The organism is Thermodesulfobacteriota bacterium, from assembly GCA_035325995.1.
Taxonomy (GTDB): domain Bacteria; phylum Desulfobacterota_D; class UBA1144; order Nemesobacterales; family UBA2774; genus JADLGH01.
In genome coordinates, this window is record DAOKYU010000001.1 from 600845 (window position 1) to 619289 (window position 18445).

At 57.7% G+C, this 18445-nt stretch carries 17 protein-coding genes; all 17 read right to left on the reverse strand.

The features are described 5' to 3' along the window. Positions 1-95: 95 nt before the first annotated feature. Entirely contained in the window at positions 96-299 is a 204-nt protein-coding gene (gene rpmE, locus PKC29_02705) for a 50S ribosomal protein L31 (GenBank protein ID HML94322.1), read from the reverse strand. A gap of 192 nt (positions 300-491) precedes the next feature. After that, on the reverse strand, positions 492-2432 hold the full coding sequence (dnaK, locus tag PKC29_02710) for a molecular chaperone DnaK (GenBank protein HML94323.1): 1941 nt from the start codon (positions 2430-2432) through the stop codon (positions 492-494). Between the two features lie 35 nt (positions 2433-2467). Further along, positions 2468-3316, reverse strand: a complete 849-nt coding sequence (locus PKC29_02715) for an RNA polymerase factor sigma-32 (GenBank protein ID HML94324.1) — start codon at positions 3314-3316, stop codon at positions 2468-2470. A gap of 230 nt (positions 3317-3546) precedes the next feature. After that, positions 3547-4710, reverse strand: coding sequence for an ADP-forming succinate--CoA ligase subunit beta (gene sucC / locus PKC29_02720; protein HML94325.1), 1164 nt, complete (start codon positions 4708-4710; stop codon positions 3547-3549). A 39-nt stretch (positions 4711-4749) separates the two neighbouring features. Next, complete coding sequence (locus PKC29_02725; GenBank protein ID HML94326.1) at positions 4750-5490, reverse strand: succinate dehydrogenase/fumarate reductase iron-sulfur subunit; 741 nt, start codon at positions 5488-5490, stop codon at positions 4750-4752. Between the two features lies 1 nt (position 5491). After that, positions 5492-7219 carry an FAD-binding protein gene (locus PKC29_02730; protein ID HML94327.1) on the reverse strand — a complete coding sequence of 576 codons (1728 nt, stop codon included), beginning with the start codon at positions 7217-7219 and terminating at the stop codon, positions 5492-5494. Between the two features lie 13 nt (positions 7220-7232). Further along, positions 7233-7964 carry a succinate dehydrogenase gene (locus tag PKC29_02735; protein HML94328.1) on the reverse strand — a complete coding sequence of 244 codons (732 nt, stop codon included), beginning with the start codon at positions 7962-7964 and terminating at the stop codon, positions 7233-7235. A 151-nt stretch (positions 7965-8115) separates the two neighbouring features. Continuing rightward, on the reverse strand, positions 8116-9057 hold the full coding sequence (gene mdh, locus PKC29_02740) for a malate dehydrogenase (GenBank protein ID HML94329.1): 942 nt from the start codon (positions 9055-9057) through the stop codon (positions 8116-8118). A gap of 133 nt (positions 9058-9190) precedes the next feature. Beyond that, the gene (icd, locus tag PKC29_02745; protein ID HML94330.1) at positions 9191-10444 is read right to left on the reverse strand and encodes an isocitrate dehydrogenase (NADP(+)); all 1254 of its coding nucleotides are present in this window, start codon (positions 10442-10444) and stop codon (positions 9191-9193) included. Positions 10445-10622: 178 nt separating this feature from the next. Then, positions 10623-13325 carry an aconitate hydratase AcnA gene (acnA, locus tag PKC29_02750; GenBank protein ID HML94331.1) on the reverse strand — a complete coding sequence of 901 codons (2703 nt, stop codon included), beginning with the start codon at positions 13323-13325 and terminating at the stop codon, positions 10623-10625. 130 nt (positions 13326-13455) lie between these two features. Beyond that, the gene (fabF, locus tag PKC29_02755; protein HML94332.1) at positions 13456-14688 is read right to left on the reverse strand and encodes a beta-ketoacyl-ACP synthase II; all 1233 of its coding nucleotides are present in this window, start codon (positions 14686-14688) and stop codon (positions 13456-13458) included. After that, positions 14688-14933 carry an acyl carrier protein gene (gene acpP / locus PKC29_02760; GenBank protein ID HML94333.1) on the reverse strand — a complete coding sequence of 82 codons (246 nt, stop codon included), beginning with the start codon at positions 14931-14933 and terminating at the stop codon, positions 14688-14690. Before acpP ends, fabF begins: the two co-directional genes overlap by 1 nt. Before the next feature lie 28 nt (positions 14934-14961). After that, positions 14962-15708 carry a 3-oxoacyl-[acyl-carrier-protein] reductase gene (gene fabG, locus PKC29_02765; GenBank protein ID HML94334.1) on the reverse strand — a complete coding sequence of 249 codons (747 nt, stop codon included), beginning with the start codon at positions 15706-15708 and terminating at the stop codon, positions 14962-14964. Beyond that, positions 15695-16627 carry an ACP S-malonyltransferase gene (fabD, locus tag PKC29_02770; protein ID HML94335.1) on the reverse strand — a complete coding sequence of 311 codons (933 nt, stop codon included), beginning with the start codon at positions 16625-16627 and terminating at the stop codon, positions 15695-15697. The genes fabG and fabD overlap by 14 nt, the downstream gene beginning before the upstream one ends. Positions 16628-16657: 30 nt before the next feature. Next, the gene (gene rpmF / locus PKC29_02775; protein ID HML94336.1) at positions 16658-16852 is read right to left on the reverse strand and encodes a 50S ribosomal protein L32; all 195 of its coding nucleotides are present in this window, start codon (positions 16850-16852) and stop codon (positions 16658-16660) included. A gap of 22 nt (positions 16853-16874) precedes the next feature. Beyond that, positions 16875-17387, reverse strand: a complete 513-nt coding sequence (locus tag PKC29_02780; GenBank protein ID HML94337.1) for a DUF177 domain-containing protein — start codon at positions 17385-17387, stop codon at positions 16875-16877. Positions 17388-17478: 91 nt separating this feature from the next. Continuing rightward, complete coding sequence (locus PKC29_02785; GenBank protein HML94338.1) at positions 17479-18441, reverse strand: dipeptide ABC transporter ATP-binding protein; 963 nt, start codon at positions 18439-18441, stop codon at positions 17479-17481. Positions 18442-18445: the final 4 nt, after the last annotated feature.

The following is an 18445-nucleotide window of genomic DNA, read 5'->3' on the forward strand; positions in this document are numbered from 1 at the left end:
GGCAATCCTTGTCAACTTGTTCGTCTCCTCTACAGATAAACTCCGGTAAATTCCGGTTTTAAGGTGAACGTGTTCCGATTTACCCGACGAAAGGCCTAGTTCTTGTTGTACTTCTTCCTGAACCTTTCTACCCTGCCCTTCGCTTCCGCAGCCCTTTCCTTGCCTGTGTAAAACGTGTGACAGTTCGAGCAAACTTCCACCGTGAAGTCTTCAAAACGCGTCGATTTCGTGTTGTATACCGCTCCGCAAGAGCAGCTTATGGTGACATCTTTATACTCCGGATGTATATCCGCCTTCATTTACAGCCTCCTGTTTAGTGAATACGTAGGGTATGATGAATTAAATTAAGCCCCTGTCTATTAATAGTAAATTAACATTTAAATGGCGGTTCAGCAAGTAGAACAGGCCCCGGAAAAGCAAAAAAGGCAGCCAATATCAGCCGCCTTTTTCGCGTTAGGCGGTGTTAACCGCCGTAAATCCGGTTTTTGTTCTTATTTTTCGGTGAATTCGGCGTCTATAACGTCGTCGCCGTCATCCTTCGGGCCCTCGTCCCGGGCGCCCTCTTCGGGCCCGGAAGCCCCGGGCTCGGCGCCGTCTCCGCCCGGCTCCTGCGCACCGCCCTCGGCCTGCTGCTTGTACATCAGCTCGGCGAGTTTGTGCGAGGCCTTGGTTATCTTGTCCGTGGCCGCCGCTATGGCGTCCGCGTCGCTGCCCTTTATGGCGCTGCGCCCTTCCTCGAGCGCCTCTTCGAGCTCTTTCCTGTCGGACTCTTCGAGCTTGTTTTCGAATTCCTTAAAGCTCTTCTCCGTCCTGTATATAAGCTCGTCGAGCTTGTTGCGGTTCTCCACGAGCTCGTGGCGCTTCTTGTCCTCCTCGGACTTCTCCTCGGCGTCGCGCACCATCCTGTCGACCTCGTCCTTGGCGAGCCCGCTCGATGCCTCTACCCTGACCTTCTGCTCCTTGCCCGAGGCCATGTCCTTGGCCGAGACGTGGAGTATGCCGTCGGCGTCCGTGTCGAACGTGACCTCGATCTGGGGCACGCCTCTCGATGCGGGCGGCAGGCCGTCGAGTATGAACCTCGCGAGCGTCCTGTTGTCGCCCGCCATCTGCCTTTCGCCCTGGAGGACGTGTATCTCTACGGACGTCTGGTTGTCTTCGGCCGTCGTGAACACCTGGCTCTTCTTCGTCGGTATCGTGGTGTTCCTCTCGATTATCTTCGTCATGACTCCGCCAAGGGTCTCGATACCGAGCGAGAGCGGGGTGACGTCCAGAAGAAGAACGTCCCTCACTTCTCCGCCGAGGACCGCACCCTGAATCGCCGCGCCCATGGCCACGACCTCGTCGGGGTTTATGCCCTTGTGGGGCTCCCTTCCGAAGAAGTCCGTAACCACCTTCTGTACGAGCGGTATCCTGATGGAGCCGCCGACGAGTATGACTTCGCTGATGTCCGAAGCCTTGAGCCCGGCGTCCTTGAGCGCCTGCTTGCAGGGCTCGAGCGTTCCCTTGACCTTGTCCTCGATGAGCTGCTCGAACTTCGAGCGCGTGATCTTCATAACGAGGTGCTTGGGCCCCGTCGCGTCCGCGGTTATGAACGGCAGGTTGACTTCCGTCTCCAGAGTGTTCGAAAGCTCTATCTTCGCCTTCTCGGCCTCCTGGCGGAGCCTCTGGAGCGCCATCTTGTCGTTCCCGAGGTCGATGCCGGAATCCTTTTTGAATTCGGCGATTATATATTCCATGAGTATCCTGTCGAGGTCGTCTCCGCCGAGGTGCGTGTCGCCGTTCGTGGACTTGACCTCTATGACGTTGTCGCCGACTTCGAGAATCGATATGTCGAACGTTCCTCCGCCGAGGTCGTACACCGCTATGGTGCCCTCGTTCTTCTTGTCGAACCCGTACGAAAGCGCAGCCGCCGTGGGCTCGTTTATGATTCGTTTCACTTCGAGCCCGGCTATCTTGCCGGCGTCCTTGGTCGCCTGGCGCTGGCTGTCGTTAAAGTATGCGGGCACCGTGATGACGGCTTCCTTCACTTCCGCGCCGAGGTAATCCTCGGCCGCCTTCTTGAGCTTCATCAGCACGTGCGAGGAAATCTGGGGCGGGGAATACTGCTTGCCCATCGCCTCGACCCACGCGTCGCCGTTCTTCGCCTTGACCACCTTGTAAGGGAGTCTCTTGGCCTCGTCCTCGACCTCGTCGTAGCGCCGTCCCATGAGCCTCTTTACGGAGAAGATCGTGTTCTCCGGGTTCACGACGGCCTGCCTCTTGGCAGGCCCGCCCACGAGTATTTCGCCGTCCTTCGTGAAGGCGACGACGGAGGGCGTCGTACGAGCCCCTTCCTCGTTAATGATAACCTTGGGCTCGCCGCCTTCGACTATCGCCACGACCGAGTTGGTCGTTCCGAGGTCGATACCTATAATTTTTCCGCCTGTTGCCATTATGTTTACTACCTCCTGTACTTTTTATGTTCGTTTCAGTCGACGGAAGCGCGCCCCACTTCCCCTGAATCTATGGAGCTTTCTACTTCGCCCTTTAGTTTCTTTAGAGCCTGCACCTCTATCTGGCGCACCCGTTCCTTGGATATTCCGAGCTCCTCGCCGAGCTCGCGGAGCTTGCCCTGCGGGCTGGAAAGATACCTGCTTTCTATGACGCGCTTCTCGCGCGGCGAGAGCTTCGTCAGGCCCTCTTCGAGCCCCCTCTGCGCAAGGACGTTCGTCTCGATGTTCACGAGGACGTCTTCCTGCGAGGGGCCTTCCACGGCCAGCGTGTCGACGTATGTTATCGAGTTGTCGTCGGTGACGGTGGAGTCCAGCGAAAAGTCCCTTGCCGCCGTCCTAAGCTCCATGTCTATGACGTCCTTCTCCCTTACGCCGAAGAGCTTGGCCACCTTGCCTGCGTCCTCTTCGGAGAGGGTTCCGCCGTCCAGATGAAGCTGCCGCCTGGCCCTTCCTATTTTATGGAAGAGCTTCCTTTCGGCCTGTGTCGTGCCGATCTTCACCTGGCTCCAGAACTTCATGATGTGGTTCTGTATGCCCGCACGTATCCACCACACCGCGTAGGATATGAGCCTGTAGCCCCTGTGCGGGTTGAATTTCTTTACGGCTTTCATGAGCCCGAGAGTGCCTTCCTGAACGAGATCCGTCAAAGGGAATCCGTACGACGCATATTCCGACGCTATCTTCACGACGAATCTCAGGTTGGACACTATGAGCTGGTTTGCAGCTTCGAGGTCCTTGTCTTCATAGTACCTCAAGGCAAGGGCATGTTCCTCGTCCCTGCTCAGAACCGGGTATTTCTCGATTTCCCTGAGAAATATTCCCATCGGCTCTCTAACTGCTATGGCATTCGTCAATTTTCATACCTCCTTTTGGAAAACTAATCATCATCCGGGAAATGTCAAGGGGGAGGAGGCATTATGGTAGATACAAAAATTTAGTGAGTTATCAAGGTGTTAGACGCTAATTGCTGATGTATTTCTTATGATTTGGACGGATAAAGCCTCAAAAGGCCCGTTTTTCGGTCAAAACGGGCCGCGGGCTTTAATTTTTACCGTTAGACGCCGGCCGCTTCCACGACCCTGGCCGCGGCTTCCCGCATGTCGCCGCCGGTGATGATATTGAGGCCGGATTCGGAAAGCATCTTCCTTCCGAGCTCGACGTTGGTCCCTTCGAGCCTTACGACGAGGGGCACCTGTATGCCGACTTCCCTGGCCGCCGCGATTATGCCCTCGGCTATGGTGTCGCATTTCATGATGCCGCCGAATATGTTGACGAATATCGCCTTTACGTTCGGGTCGCTCAGGATCATCTTGAAGGCCTGGGTGACCTGCTCGGTGCTGGCGCCGCCGCCCACGTCGAGGAAGTTCGCCGGCTCGCCGCCGTGGTACTTGATGATGTCCATCGTCGCCATGGCGAGCCCCGCGCCGTTTACGAGGCAGCCTATGTTGCCGTCGAGCTTGACGTAGCTGATGCTCCACTTCTTGGCCTCGAGCTCGGTCGGGTCCTCTTCGTCCGGGTCGTGATACTTTTCGATGTCGGGATGCCTGAAAAGGGCGTTGTCGTCGAAATTCATCTTCGCGTCGAGTGCGATGAGGTCGCCCGACTTGGTGAGTATGAGCGGGTTTATCTCGGCGAGGGAGCAGTCCTTGTCGGTGAAGAGCTGGTAGAGGGCGGATACGAACTTCACGGCCTTGCCGACGCTCTTTCCCTCGAGCCCGAGGAAGTAAGCGATCTTCCTGCACTGAAAGGGCTGGAGCCCGACTACGGGGTCTATATATTCCTTGAGTATCTTTTCGGGGTGTGTGCGGGCGATCTCTTCGATTTCGACGCCCCCTTCGCGGCTGGCCATTATAACTATCTCTTCCTTCGACCTGTCTATAACCATCCCGAGGTAAAATTCCTTGTCTATATCGGAGGCCTCTTCGACGAGGACCTTCTTCACCAGCTTGCCGTCGGGGCCTGTCTGGTGCGTGACGAGTATCATTCCGATTATTTCGGAGGCTATTTCCTTAACCTGGTCGAGCAGGCTCGCGAGCTTTACGCCCCCGCCCTTGCCCCTTCCGCCGGCGTGAATCTGCGCCTTGATTACGAACTTTCCGGAGTTTAAATCCTGCGCTATCTGGTGCGCTTCTTCTTCGTTAAACGCGACTTTCCCCGTCGGCGTCGCCGCGCCGTAGAGGGATAACAGTTCCTTTGCCTGATACTCGTGTATGTTCACTTCGTAAATCCTCCTTAATAAAAAAAGCGCCTTCGCCGGTTACTGCTTCGAATTTCCCCTGAACTTGTTTATGAGCCACTGGAGCGGGTCGAAGTATGCGTCGACCACCCTCTCCTTGAGCGGGATGATTGCGTTGTCGGTGATGTGTATGTGCTCCGGGCAGACTTCGGTGCAGCACTTCGTGATGTTGCAGTACCCGACGCCGGCGTCCGTCCTGAGGTATGCCCTCCTGTCGTCCGTGTCGAGCGGATGCATTTCGAGCTCGGCTATCTTGATGAGCATTCTCGGGCCTGCGAACGCGTCTTTTTTGTCGTGGTTCCTGAGAATGTGGCAGACATTCTGGCAGAGGAAGCACTCTATGCATTTTCTGAATTCCTGGCTCCTCTCGACATCCTCCTGGTACATGATCCACTTCGTGTCCTTGGCCGGCTTGAAGGGCGGTATGGTCTTTCTGACCTTGTAGTTCCACGAGACGTCGGTGACGAGGTCTTTTATTATCGGGAAGCTCTTTATGGGATATACGGTAACGGGTTTATCGAGCGGGAGCGAATCCATGCGGGTCTTGCAGGTGAGCTTGGGCATGCCGTTTATCTCGGCGCTGCACGAGCCGCACTTGGCCGCCTTGCAGTTCCACCTTACGGCGAGGTCGCCGTCGTAGTTGGCCTGTATGAAGTGTATCGCGTCGAGGACAACCATCCCCTCCTCAACGGGCACATCGTATTCTACTTCCCCGCCGCCGCTGGAGTCCCCGCGGTATACCCTCATCTTGGCTGTGGCCATATTATTTATAACCTCCCTCTACTATTTTCCTTAGCTCCTCCGGCATCTGCGGAAGCGGAGAAGTCCCTATCTGCATTTCGCCGTTGCCGTCTACCGATATAACCGAATTCACCTTGCCCCAAACCTCGTCGTTATACTTGGGGAAGTCCACCCTGCTGTGCGCTCCCCTGCTCTCTTCCCTCTGAAGCGCACACTTGGCTATTGCTTCGGAGACTATGAGCATGGACTTCAAGTCCTTGCAGAGGTGCCAGCCCGGGTTGTACATCCGCGAGCCCTCGATCTTGAGGTCCGAAGCCCTTTCCTTCAGCACCTGGAGCTCGTCGAGTCCTTCCTGGAGCTTTTCCTTCGTGCGGAAAACGCCGACGAACTTGCCCATCGTTTCCTGGAGGGCCTGGTGTATGGTGTAGGGGTTTTCGCCCTCTTCGCTCTCGAACGGCCTTAACATCTCCTCCGCCGCGAGCTCGAGGTCCTTGTCGTCTATTTTAAGTGCATTGTCCTTGATTTCGTTCGCGTACTCCGCGGCGCCCATGCCGGCCCTCATGCCGAAAACGAGAAGGTCCGAGAGCGAGTTTCCGCCGAGCCTGTTCGCCCCGTGCATACCGCCGGCTACCTCGCCCGCGGCGAAAAGCCCGGGGACGGTCGTTCCGGTCGTGTCGGCGTCAACCCTTACGCCGCCCATGATGTAGTGCGTCGTCGGGAAGACTTCCATCGGCTCCTTCGTGATGTCGATGAGCGCGAACTCCATAAACTGGTGATACATGCTCGGGAGCTTCTTCTTGACGTAGTCCGCCCCCCTGTGAGCGATGTTGAGGAAAGCGCCGCCGTGGGGCGAGCCCCTCCCTTCCATGACCTCGGTGTATATGGACCTCGCGACGACGTCCCTCGTCGAAAGCTCCATCCTCTCGGGGTCGTACTTTTCCATGAACCTCTCGCCGTTACGGTTGGTGAGGATGCCGCCCTCACCGCGAACGGCCTCGGTGACGAGGATGCCCCTTACGCTCGGCGGCCAAACCATGCCCGTCGGGTGGAACTGCAGGAACTCCATGTCTATGAGCTCGGCCCCGGCCTCGTAGGCCAGCGCCTGCCCGTCGCCGGTGTACTCCCAGGAATTGGAAGTCACCTTGTAGGACTTTCCTACCCCGCCCGTGGCGAGCACAATGGCCTTCGTCTTGAAGAGAACGAACCTGCCGCTCTCCCTCCAGTAGCCGAAGGCGCCGGAAATCCTCTCGCCGTCCTTTAAGAGGTGAGTAATAGTGCATTCCATGTATACGTCGATGCCGGAATGTATGCCCTTGTCCTGGAGGGTTCTTATCATTTCGAGACCGGTGCGGTCGCCGACGTGTGCGAGCCTCTTCCAGGTGTGTCCGCCGAAGGCGCGCTGCATTATCTTGCCGTCCTTCGTCCTGTCGAAAAGCGCGCCCCAGTGCTCAAGCTCCTTCACCCTGTCGGGGGCTTCCTGTGCGTGGAGCTGGGCCATGCGCCAGTTGTTGAGCAGCTTTCCGCCGTGCATCGTGTCGTGGAAGTGGGTCTTCCAGTTGTCCTGCGCATCGACGTTGGCCAGAGCGGCCGCGACGCCGCCCTCGGCCATGACGGTGTGCGCCTTTCCGAGAAGGGACTTGCATACGAGCCCTACCGACGCCCCTCTGGCCGATGCCTCTATAGCCGCCCTCAGCCCCGCTCCCCCGGCGCCTATGACGATTACGTCATGTGTATGTGTTTCGATTTCCATCTTTTGTTACCTCTTATATGATCCTGATGTCTGTGATGACTCCCTTGGCAAGGAGGAAAACGTAAAGGTCCGCGAGAGCTACGCTGAACAGGCTCACCCAGGCCCAGAACATGTGATGCTCGTTCCACACGCTGATCCTCCCCCAAATCCGGAAGCGCGTCGGGCACTTCGAAAACACGTCGAGCTTCCCCCCTACGAGATGGCGGAAGGAATGGCAGGAGAACGAGTACATGCTGAGAAAGGCGGCATTCAGGACAAGAACTATCGTGCCTACCCCGATGCCGAACCCGTCTTCGAACTTGAATGCGTGAAGAGCGTCTATCCAGAGGAAAAGAAGTATTACGCTGGCGGCGTAAAAGAAATAACGGTGCAGGTTCTGCAGGATGAAAGGAAACTTCGTTTCCCCGACGTATGTGCCTTCCTTGGCGAGCGGGCGCACCGCGCAGCCGGGAGGCGCCATGAAGAACGACCTGTAATACGCCTTCCTGTAGTAGTAACAGGTCGCCCTGAACCCGAGCGGGGCCCAGAGTATGAGAAGCGCCGGCGAAAGCGGCCACCACGATGCCAGAAGATACGGGGAGTAGAACGGGGAGAGGTAGGGCTCGACGAGAAAATCGGCGTTCGAGAACGCACGCCACGTCGAATAAAGACCGAAAACCGTGAGAATCGTCGCCGTCACAAGCGGCGCAGCCCACCATGCGTCCTTACGCATGGTAATCGAGCTTTGAGCAGTTCCATTCGCCATCTCTATGTCTCCTAACTTGCCTCTAATCTTATTCTTATTGGTTGCACGGGGTTGCCGTCATCGATTCGGGGAAAATCGGTGCGTGTAATATTATATGAATGCCCCGGGCTAGTCAAGGATTCCACCCGCCAGCCCGGGGCCGATTTTAGCTTCAGTTTTTGGAAGTCTTGTCGATGTGGTCGCAGAGCTCTTTCACGTGGCTCGCGGAAATCTTTATTTCTTCCTTTTCCTTGTCCGAGAGCTCTACCTGAAATATCTCCTCGACGCCCTTTCTGCCGAGCTTTACCGGGAGGCCGACGAAGGTGTTATCGACGCCGTATTCGCCTTCGGCGAGAACGCAGCACGGGAGGATCTTCTTCTTGTCCCTGAGTATCGCCTCGACCATCTCGACCGCCGATGCTGCAGGCGCATAGAAGGCGCTTCCCGTCTTTAAGAGGGCGACAATTTCGCCGCCTCCGCCGCGTGTCCTCTTGACGATCGCCTCGAGCCTGTCCGCCGGGATGAGCTCCGTCACCGGTACGCCGGCCACGGTCGTGCATCGCGTGAGCGGCACCATGTCGTCGCCGTGCCCGCCGAGGACGAACGCGTGGATGTTCTCGACGGATACGCCGAGCTCCATTCCGATAAACGACCTGAACCTCGCGGCGTCGAGCACCCCCGCCATACCCATTACACGCTCCTTCGGGAATCCGCTGACTTTATGTGCGACGTAGACCATCGCGTCCAGGGGGTTCGTGACGAGTATCAGTATCGCGTTCGGCGACTTGGCCGCTACGTTCTTCGTGACTTCCGTAACGATTGCGGTGTTGGTCGCGATGAGGTCGTCCCTGCTCATTCCGGGCTTTCTCGGTATGCCTGAGGTGATGACGACGACGTCCGAGCCCGCCGTCTCTTCGTAGCCGTTCGTGCCCGTGATGTTCACGTCGTAACCGTAAACCGGGTTCATTTCCATCATGTCGAGCGCCTTCCCCTGCGGCATTCCTTCCACGATGTCGACGAGGACGACGTCGCCGAGCTCCTGCTGCGCGAGCATGAGCGCTGTCGTTGCGCCAACGTTTCCGGCGCCTATAACTGAAATCTTCGGTCTGCTCATTTAACCACTCCTTACACGTATTATTGTATTTCTTATCGATTTCGTAATTTTCGGGGATTTTAGTTCGCTTCCGGTACCGCCTCGCGGGGGGTTCAGGTGAATTTCCCCCGCCCTTGCCTTGTTCGTAAGTCTGTTATTTTTCGACCCTGTCCATGTTGGCCGCTATAGCCTTGCCGAATTCGGAGCATTTTAAAAGCTTGGCCCCTTCGAGCTGGCGCTCGAGGTCGTACGTTACCGTTTTGTCGAGAATCGTAAGCTCCATGGCCTTTACGATAAGGTCGGCCGCTTCCTGCCAGCCGAGGTATTCGAACATCATGACGCCCGAGAGTATGACGGAGCTCGGGTTAATCTTGTCCTGCCCTGCGTACTTGGGCGCGGTGCCGTGGGTCGCCTCGAAGAGCGCGAGGTAATCGCCTATGTTGCCGCCGGGGGCCATTCCGAGCCCGCCTACCTGCGCGGCGCAGGCGTCGGAGAGATAGTCGCCGTTTAAGTTGGACGTGGCGATGACGTTGTACTCCCTCGTCCTCGTGAGAATCTGCTGGAGCATGTTGTCGGCGATCCTGTCGTTTATCACGACCTTCCCCGCGGGGGCCTTGCCGCCGAACTTGTCCCAGAGGTCGTCCTCCGTTACCACTCCGTCGGCGAACTCCTCCCTGGCCACCTCGTAGCTCCAGTCCCTGAAAGCGCCCTCGGTGAACTTCATGATGTTCCCCTTGTGCACTATGGTGACCGTCTCTATTCCCTTGTCTATGGCGTGCTTTATGGCCTTTCTCATGAGCCTCTTCGTTCCGAAGGGGCTTATGGGCTTTATTCCTATGCCCGAGCCTTCCCTTATGTTGACCCCGTATTTTTCGACTAGGTAGTTTCTTATATCGGTCGCCTCTTTAGAGCCGCTCTGCCATTCTATGCCCGAATAGACGTCCTCCGTGTTCTCGCGGAAGATTATCATGTCCATGTCCTCGGGCTTTTTTATGGGCGAGGGCGTGCCCTTTATATACTTGACGGGCCTTACGCATGCGTAGAGGTCGAGTATCTGCCGGAGCGCGACGTTAAGGCTCCTTATGCCGCCTCCTATAGGGGTGGTGAGAGGGCCTTTTATAGAAACTACGTATTCCCTGAGGTCCTCTATCGTTTCGTCGGGGAGCCATTCGCCCTTTTCCTTAAAGGCCTTTTCCCCCGTAAGCACTTCGTGCCAGGTTACCTTCCTTTTTCCGCCGTAAGCCTTCTCGACGGCGGCGTCGAATACTATCTGTGACGCATTCCATATGTCGGGTCCAGTGCCGTCTCCCTCTATGAAGGGGATGATGGGATTGTCCGGCACGATTAGTCTGTCGCTGGCTGTATCTATCTGAATTTTCTCACCCGAAGCGGGTTTGCGGGATGACATTGTTGAAACTCCTATATAAAAAATTTGGTCTGAAATATAAATAAAAATCGAGCGGAATTCAACTTTCGGCGGGCTCGCCGTCCCCTTAGCACTAAAATTACGCAGGTTTCCGGCGCAGCCCGTATTGGCTGATTACCACTGCTTCTCAAAGGCCCGTCCCCCCGGGGGGGACGGGTTGTTACGACTTCATCATCTGGCGGAGGACCGTCTGCAGAATTCCTCCGTTCTTGTAATACTCGACTTCGACGGGGCTGTCGAGGCGGCACGTCACGTGGAAATCAAAGCTGTCGCCGTCGGGCTTGGTAACCTTCACGGTTATGTCCTTGCCCGGCGCGAGCCCCTCGGTTATGCCGCCTATGTCGTAGCGCTCGTAACCCGTAAGGCCATAGGTGTCCTTGCTTTCCCCGGCCTTGAACTGGAGCGGGAGAACGCCCATGCCGACGAGGTTGCTCCTGTGAATCCTCTCGTAGCTCTCGGCTATGACGGCCCTGACCCCGAGAAGGACGGTGCCCTTGGCCGCCCAGTCGCGGGAGCTCCCCGTGCCGTATTCCTTCCCGCCGATGACGACGAGCGGGAGCCCTTCCTCCTGGTATTTCATCGAGGCGTCGAATATCGACATCTGCTCCCCCGAGGGGACGTGCTTCGTATACCCGCCCTCGACGCCGTCGAGCATCTGGTTTCTTATCCTTATGTTCGCGAACGTGCCGCGTATCATGACCTCGTGGTTTCCGCGGCGCGAGCCGAAGCTGTTAAAGTCCCTCTGCTCGACCCCGTGCCCGATGAGGTATTTCCCCGCCGGGCCGTCCTTCGGTATGGAGCCCGCGGGGGATATGTGGTCCGTCGTTATGGAATCGCCCAGGAGCGCCAGCGCGTATGCGCCCTCGATGTCGCCCGTTTTCGGGAGCTCGAGCTTGAACGTCTCGAAGAACGTGGGGTTCTGTATGTACGTCGAGGACTTGTCCCATTTATAGAGGTTCCCCTCGGGGACGTCGAGGCTCTTCCACGTGTCGTCGCCGTCGAAAACGGACTTGTACTGCGCCCTGAATATCTCGGGGTTGAGCACGCTGTTGACGGTGTCCTTGATCTCCTTTTGCGTGGGCCATATGTCCTTCAGGAATACGGGCTCGCCGTCCCTGCCCGTTCCTATCGGCTGGCTGTAGACGTCTATGTCCACCGTGCCCGCGAGGGCGAAAGCCACGACGAGCGGCGGCGAGGCGAGGTAGGCGAATTTCACGAGCGGGTGCACCCTTCCCTCGAAGTTCCTGTTCCCGCTCAGCACCGCGGCGCATGTAAGGTCGTTCGCCTTTATGCCCTCTTCAACCGGTGCGGGAAGCGGGCCGCTGTTGCCGATGCACGTCGTGCAGCCGTACCCGACGAGGTCGAATCCGAGCTCGTCCAGGTAGGGCGTAAGGCCCGCGGCGTCGAGGTAGTCCGTAACGACCCTCGACCCGGGGGCGAGGCTGGTCTTTACCGTCGGCTTAACGGTAAGCCCCTTCTCGACGGCCTTCTTGGCAACGAGCCCCGAGCCGACCATGACGGACGGGTTCGAGGTGTTGGTGCAGCTCGTAATGGCCGCGATCACGACCGAGCCGTTTCCCAGCTCTGCCTCCTTGCCGTCTTCCATAGTTATGGCGACCTTCTTGCCTATGCCCTTTCCTTCGGGGTCGTTCGTCTTCGTTTTAAGCACGTTCTCGTATGATTCTTTAAGATCCTTGAGCGGCACCCTGTCCTGCGGGCGGCTCGGCCCGGCCATCGAAGGCTGGACAGTCGATATGTCGAGCTCTAAAGTGTCTGTGTATACAGGGTCGGGCGTGTCGTCCGTCCTGAAGAGGCCTTGTTCTTTCGTATATGCCTCTACGAGCTCGACGAGCTTCCGGTCCCTGCCGGTGATTTTAAGATAAGTGAGCGTTTCTTCGTCCACGGGGAAGAAGCCCATCGTCGCGCCGTACTCGGGGGCCATGTTCGCGATTGTCGCCTTGTCCGAGAGCGCCAATTGCGAAAGCCCCGGGCCGTAGAACTCGACGAACTTCCCGACGACGCCCTTTTTCCTCAGCATCTCTGTGACCGTGAGAACGAGGTCCGTAGCCGTCACTCCCTCGGCGAGCTGGCCGTGGAGCTTGAATCCGACCACTTCCGGCACCAGCATGTAGAGCGGCTGGCCGAGCATACAGGCCTCGGCTTCGATGCCGCCTACGCCCCATCCGAGAACGCTGAGCCCGTTTATCATCGTCGTGTGCGAGTCCGTGCCGACGAGCGTGTCCGGAAAGGCCAGCGTCTCGCCGTTCACGACCCTCGATCCGACGACGCTCGCCAGGCATTCGAGATTGACCTGGTGCACTATGCCCGTGCCCGGGGGGACGACCCTGAAGTTGTCGAACGCCTTCTGGGCCCACCTTAAAAACGCGTACCTCTCGCCGTTCCGCTCGTATTCGCGCTCTACGTTAAGCGTAAACGCCCTGTCGCTCGCGAAGTAATCGACCTGCACCGAGTGGTCGATGACGAGGTCCACGGGGACTATCGGGTTGATCTTGTCCGGGTCTCCTCCGAGCCTGTTGACTACCGTCCTCATGGCCGCGAGGTCTACGACGCAGGGCACTCCCGTAAAGTCCTGCAGAATGACGCGCGCGGGGCAGTAGGGTATCTCCTCGGCAGTTTCGCTGTTCGGGTTCCACGACGCGAGCGCTTTTAAGTGCCCGTCGTGGATTATGTCGCCGTCGTAGTTCCTGGCGACGTTCTCGAGGAGTATCTTTATAGACACGGGAAGGCGCGAAATATCCACCCCCAGGCGGGCCTCGACGGCCTTTAGGGAATAGTATTTTACGTCGCCCGAGCTGGTTTTTAGCGTAGAAACCGCTTTCAGGTCATCTCTTATTTCATTCATACAAATTCTCCTTAGCTTATAGATGGTTAAAAGGAAGGTTCTCCCCAATCATTGTACAGTTGAATGGGGACAAATCAAGCGTATGGGCCGCATTTCCCGAGCCCCCGGGGGGCGGTAGCGGCCCGTGATTTCAATCTATTTTCCTGAATATGAGCGAGGCGTTTGTCCCGCCGAATCCGAAAGAATTGCTGAGGATCGTCCTTATCGAGGCCTCCCGAGCCTCGTTGGGAACGTAGTCGAGATCGCATTCCGGGTCGGGGAATTCGTAGTTTATCGTGGGCGGCAGTATGCCGTTCTCGAGCGCGAGCACGCTGAACGCCGCCTCGACGGCGCCGGCCGCGCCTAGGAGATGCCCCGTCATGGACTTGGTCGAGCTTACCGGGATCCTGTACGCCCTTTCGCCGAAGACGGCTTTAATCGCGTTAGTCTCGTTGGCGTCGTTAAGGGGCGTGGACGTGCCGTGGGCGTTTATGTAGTCGATCTCGTCCGGGTTGACCTCGCCGTCCTTGAGCGCCGCCTTCATGCACCTCTCGGGCCCGTCGAGTGACGGCGCCGTGATGTGGCTCGCGTCGCTGCTCATGCCGTAGCCGACTATCTCGGCGTATATATGGGCGCCCCTCTTCTTCGCGGATTCGAGCTCTTCCAGGATAAGCATCCCTGCCCCCTCGCCTATGATGAAGCCGTCACGCTCCCTGTCGAACGGGCGCGAGGCCTTCGCGGGCTCGTCGTTACGCGTCGAGAGCGCCCTCATGGCGTTAAACCCGGCGAAGGTGAGCGGTATCACGGGGGCTTCCGTGCCGCCCGCGAACATGGCGTCCGCCTCGCCGTTACGTATCGCCTGGGCCGCGTAGCCTATGGCGTGCGCGCTCGCGGCGCATGCCGTGGTCGTGCAGCAGTTAGGCCCCCTGGCGTTAAAGAATATCGACACGTATCCCGCGGCCATGTTGTTGATGATGTTGGTTATGAAAAAGGGCGAAAGGCGTCCCGGCCCCTTTGCGTGCATCGTGAGCACGGTGTTGACGTACGTCTCCATGCCGCCGATGCCCGATCCGATTATCGTGCCCATCCTGGGCGAGAGCTCTTCGGTTATCTCGAGGCCCGAGTCCTCGATGGCGAACTTCGCCGCCGTGACCGCGTACTGTATGAAAGTATCGGTCTTTCTCGCCTCCTTGGCGTTCATGTAGAGCTCGGGATCGAAGCCGTTTATCTCGGCCGCTATCTGGGTCTTGTGCTCGGTCGGGTCGAACTTCGTGATCCTGTGCACCCCCGAGCGCCCCTCGCAAACGGCCTGCCACGTGGCGTCGTTCCCTATGCCGACAGGGGTCACAAGGCCTATGCCCGTAACCGCTACCCTTCTTCTCATTACTTTTTGCGCTCCAGTATAAAGTTTACTGCATCCTGAACCGTTATTATGGATTCCGCGTCCTCATCGGATATCTCGAGGCCGAACTCATCCTCCATCGACATTATAAGCTCGACGAGATCGAGCGAGTCCGCTCCGAGATCCTCTATAAAAGAAGATTCCGGTGCGATTTCATCTTCGGTCTTTCCGAGCTGGCTTGCGACCATCTCCTTGACCTTGGCGAGTATTTCCTGTTCCTGAGCCATTTCAAATACCTCCTTTCGAGTTCGATTTTTATGTATAGATACCGCCGTTAACCCTTAAAACCTCCCCCGTGATGTACGACGCCTCGTCGGACGCGAGGAACGATACTACTCCCGCCACGTCCTCCGGCGAGCCGAACCTCTGGAGGGGGATTTTATCTATGTACTGCTTTCTTATCTCTTCCGTAAGGTTTTGCGTGATGTCCGTTTCTATGAAGCCGGGGCTGACGGCGTTCACGGTTATCGCCCTCGACGCCAGCTCCCTGGCGGCGGCCTTCGTGAATCCGATTATCCCTGCCTTGGAGGCCGCGTAGTTGGTCTGCCCCGAATTCCCCATTTCGCCGACGACGGAGGTGAGGTTGATTATCCTTCCGTACCTCTGCTTTATCATTATCCTCGCCACGGCCTTCGTGCAGTTGAATACGCCGTTGAGGTTAGTGGTCATGACGTTGTCCCAGTCCTCTTTTTTCATGCGGACTATGAGGGTGTCCTGCGTGATGCCGGCGTTGTTTACGAGTATGTGTATACCGCCGAGCTCGGTTACGAGGTTTTCGATTTCTTCCTGTACGGTGTCGAAATCGGAGACGTCGAAACCGCTCACCCTGGCGTGTCCTCCCGCCTTTTCGATCGATGAGACTACATCCTCCGCTGCTTCGCGGTTTTTGGCGTAATTGACCACGACGTATGCGCCTTCCGCCGCGAGTCTGAGCGCTATCGCTCTCCCTATGCCCCTCGAGCCCCCGGTCACGAGCGCTACCTTTTGCTCATTTTCTGCCATTTTTGAGTGACTCCAGTTGTGCTGTATTTTCGATGTTGCTGATTTCCATGTTCGAGAGCGTTCTCCTGATAAGCCCCGAAAGGACGTTCCCGGGGCCGATCTCTATAAACCTCGTCGCCCCTTCCCTTCCGAGGGTCTCCACCGATTCGTACCATCTCACGGGGCTCGTCACCTGCCGTACGAGTATGTCCATCGTCTTCCCCGGGTCGTTGTTAACCGCGGCGTCACAGTTTATCACAATCGGGGCCGACATCGGAGAAAAATTTATCTCCGAAAGCGTTTCGGCGAGCCTTTCGGCCGCGGGCTTCATGAGCGCGCAGTGGAAAGGCGCGCTCACGTCGAGGGGCACCACCCTTCTCGCGCCCTTTGCCCTGGCCGCTTCGGACGCAGCCGCAACGGCCTCCCTGTTGCCGGATATGACCGTCTGCCCCGGGGCGTTCATATTGGCCGGGCTTACTATGAATCTGTCGCCCGATGCCTGCCTGCATATATCTTCCACGTCCTCTATATCTAGCCCGAGGACGGCCGACATGGCCCCTACCCCGACCGGCACGGCTTCCTGCATGTACTCGCCCCGCTTTCTGACGACCCTTACGGCGTCCGCGAAGTCCATCCCACCGTTGGCCACGAGGGCCGAATACTCGCCGAGGCTGTGACCGGCCACGAAGTCCGGCTCAAGGCCGGTCTCCTGCCCGAGGACCCTCAGGCATGCGACGCTGGCGGTCAGAATCGCCGGCTGTGCGTTGGCCGTGAGCGAGAGCTCTTCCTGCGGCGATTCGAAGCACAGCTTCGCCATGTCGATGCCGAGCGCTTCTCCCGCCTCGTCGAAGGCTTCCCTTGCGGCGCTGAAGCCGTCGTATAGCTCCTTGCACATGCCCACGTACTGGGAGCCCTGTCCGGGGAACACGAATGCGATCATGTAGACCTTATTCCTTTACGGCCGCTGCCGTCAGGGCTGAATCTCTTCCTGCTTCTCTTTTATGAACGTCCTGCCCTTGTGGAAGCCACAGCTCGGACACGCCCTGTGCGGCGGCTTGTGCTCGCCGCAGTTCCGGCATACGGATACGCCGGGAGCAGCTATCTTGTAGTGGGTTCTGTTCTTTCTGGATCTGGACTTGGAGTGTTTTCTTTTTGGCAGTCCCATAATCTATATCTCCCTTACCTTCTCAAAGTTTAAATTTTTCGAGCCTCGCAAACCTCGGGTCTTTCCATTTCTTGCTGCACTCGCACGTTTCGCGGTTTAGGTTCGTGCCGCATTCGGGGCAAAGCCCCCTGCAGTCGTCCCGGCATATCACCTTCACCGGGAGCGATACGGCTATAAGCTCCCTGAGATAATCCCCGAGGTCTACGTCCTCTCCCCTGTACGTTTCGTGTTCGAGATCGTCGTCGTCTTCCACCTTTTCGGACGGCGAAAGTATAAGCCTAATCTCCGGGCTTATGTCAAGCCGCACCGGCTCGAGACAAAGCGCGCAGGGGGCCTCTATCGTAAAAGAGACGTTGCCCAGGACGGACACTTCCCTAAGCACCTTCGTCAGCTCGATATCGACGTCGATATCGGAGACGAGCCTCATTTCTTCGTTGCCCGACCAGAGCTCGGGGATATTATCCAGCCACCGGGGGTCTCTGTGTGTTTCAATGTGTAGACCCTCGTCCCCAATATCCGATACCCTGATTTTCATTGCCCGAACTCGCCGAAGAAAACTACCTCGAATTTAACGGAACTAAATAATAATACAAGATAATCCATTTGCAAGTTAAGGATAACCGGCGTCAGACGAGGTGGCAGGCGACCATGTGTCCTCCGCCCGCGTCGCGGAGCCCGGGCTCTTCCCGGCTGCACCTCTCTACTGCTATCGGGCAGCGCGGATGAAAGGCGCATCCGCCCGGCGGATTGATCGGGCTGGGTACGTCGCCCTTGAGGACGGTCGCCTCCCTTTTGCGCGTCGGGTCCGCCACGGGGACGGAGGAAATGAGTATTTTCGTGTACGGATGGAGGGGGTTGTCGTAGAGCTCTTTACTCTTTGCGAGCTCGATTATCTTGCCGAGGTACATGACGGCGACCCTGTCGCTTATGTGCTTTACGACACGGAGGTCGTGGGATATGAAAAGATAAGTCAGGCCGAATCTTTCCTGCAGCTCTATGAAGAGGTTTATTATCTGCGCCTGCACCGAAACGTCCAGCGCCGATATGGGCTCGTCGCACACGATGAAGTCCGGCCGGAGCGCGATCGCCCGGGCTATGGCTATCCTCTGCCTCTGCCCGCCCGAGAATTCGTGCGGGTAGCGCGAGAGGGCGTCTTCCCTGAGGCCGACCGTCCGCATCGTTTCCCTGACGGCGGCCCTCCTCTCCGCATTCGAGGAGACGCCGTGTATGACGAGCCCCTCGGACACGATGTCCTCGACCTTCATCCTGGGGTTGAGCGAGCCGTACGGGTCCTGGAAGACTATCTGCATACGCTTCCTCACGGGGCGCATGCCCGAGGTCGAAAGGTTCGTGATGTCCCTGTCCTCGAAGATTATCTCGCCCTCGGTAGGCTCGTGGAGCTTTATGATGGTCTTCCCGAGGGTCGTCTTTCCGCAGCCGCTCTCGCCGACGAGCCCCACCGTCTCGCCGCGCGCGACCGTAAGGTCCACGCCGTCCACGGCCTTCACGTAGTTGGTCACCCTCGAAAGTATCCCCGAGGTTATGGGGAAATATTTTTTGAGGCTGCTTACCTTTAGAAGTTCTTTCATTCTT

Bases quoted from the DNA above. Each gene is read 5' to 3' on its own strand.
- PKC29_02725 (HML94326.1), bottom strand. From the start codon at position 5,490: ATGGCCACAGCCAAGATGAGGGTATACCGCGGGGACTCCAGCGGCGGC.
- PKC29_02715 (HML94324.1), bottom strand. From the start codon at position 3,316: ATGGGAATATTTCTCAGGGAAATCGAGAAATACCCGGTTCTGAGCAGG.
- rpmE (HML94322.1), bottom strand. From the start codon at position 299: ATGAAGGCGGATATACATCCGGAGTATAAAGATGTCACCATAAGCTGC.
- mdh (HML94329.1), bottom strand. From the start codon at position 9,057: ATGAGCAGACCGAAGATTTCAGTTATAGGCGCCGGAAACGTTGGCGCA.
- dnaK (HML94323.1), bottom strand. From the start codon at position 2,432: ATGGCAACAGGCGGAAAAATTATAGGTATCGACCTCGGAACGACCAAC.
- acpP (HML94333.1), bottom strand. From the start codon at position 14,933: ATGGCTCAGGAACAGGAAATACTCGCCAAGGTCAAGGAGATGGTCGCA.
- fabG (HML94334.1), bottom strand. From the start codon at position 15,708: ATGGCAGAAAATGAGCAAAAGGTAGCGCTCGTGACCGGGGGCTCGAGG.
- PKC29_02785 (HML94338.1), bottom strand. From the start codon at position 18,441: ATGAAAGAACTTCTAAAGGTAAGCAGCCTCAAAAAATATTTCCCCATA.
- fabD (HML94335.1), bottom strand. From the start codon at position 16,627: ATGATCGCATTCGTGTTCCCCGGACAGGGCTCCCAGTACGTGGGCATG.
- PKC29_02780 (HML94337.1), bottom strand. From the start codon at position 17,387: ATGAAAATCAGGGTATCGGATATTGGGGACGAGGGTCTACACATTGAA.
- acnA (HML94331.1), bottom strand. From the start codon at position 13,325: ATGAATGAAATAAGAGATGACCTGAAAGCGGTTTCTACGCTAAAAACC.
- PKC29_02730 (HML94327.1), bottom strand. From the start codon at position 7,219: ATGGAAATCGAAACACATACACATGACGTAATCGTCATAGGCGCCGGG.
- fabF (HML94332.1), bottom strand. From the start codon at position 14,688: ATGAGAAGAAGGGTAGCGGTTACGGGCATAGGCCTTGTGACCCCTGTC.
- PKC29_02735 (HML94328.1), bottom strand. From the start codon at position 7,964: ATGGCGAATGGAACTGCTCAAAGCTCGATTACCATGCGTAAGGACGCA.
- icd (HML94330.1), bottom strand. From the start codon at position 10,444: ATGTCATCCCGCAAACCCGCTTCGGGTGAGAAAATTCAGATAGATACA.
- rpmF (HML94336.1), bottom strand. From the start codon at position 16,852: ATGGGACTGCCAAAAAGAAAACACTCCAAGTCCAGATCCAGAAAGAAC.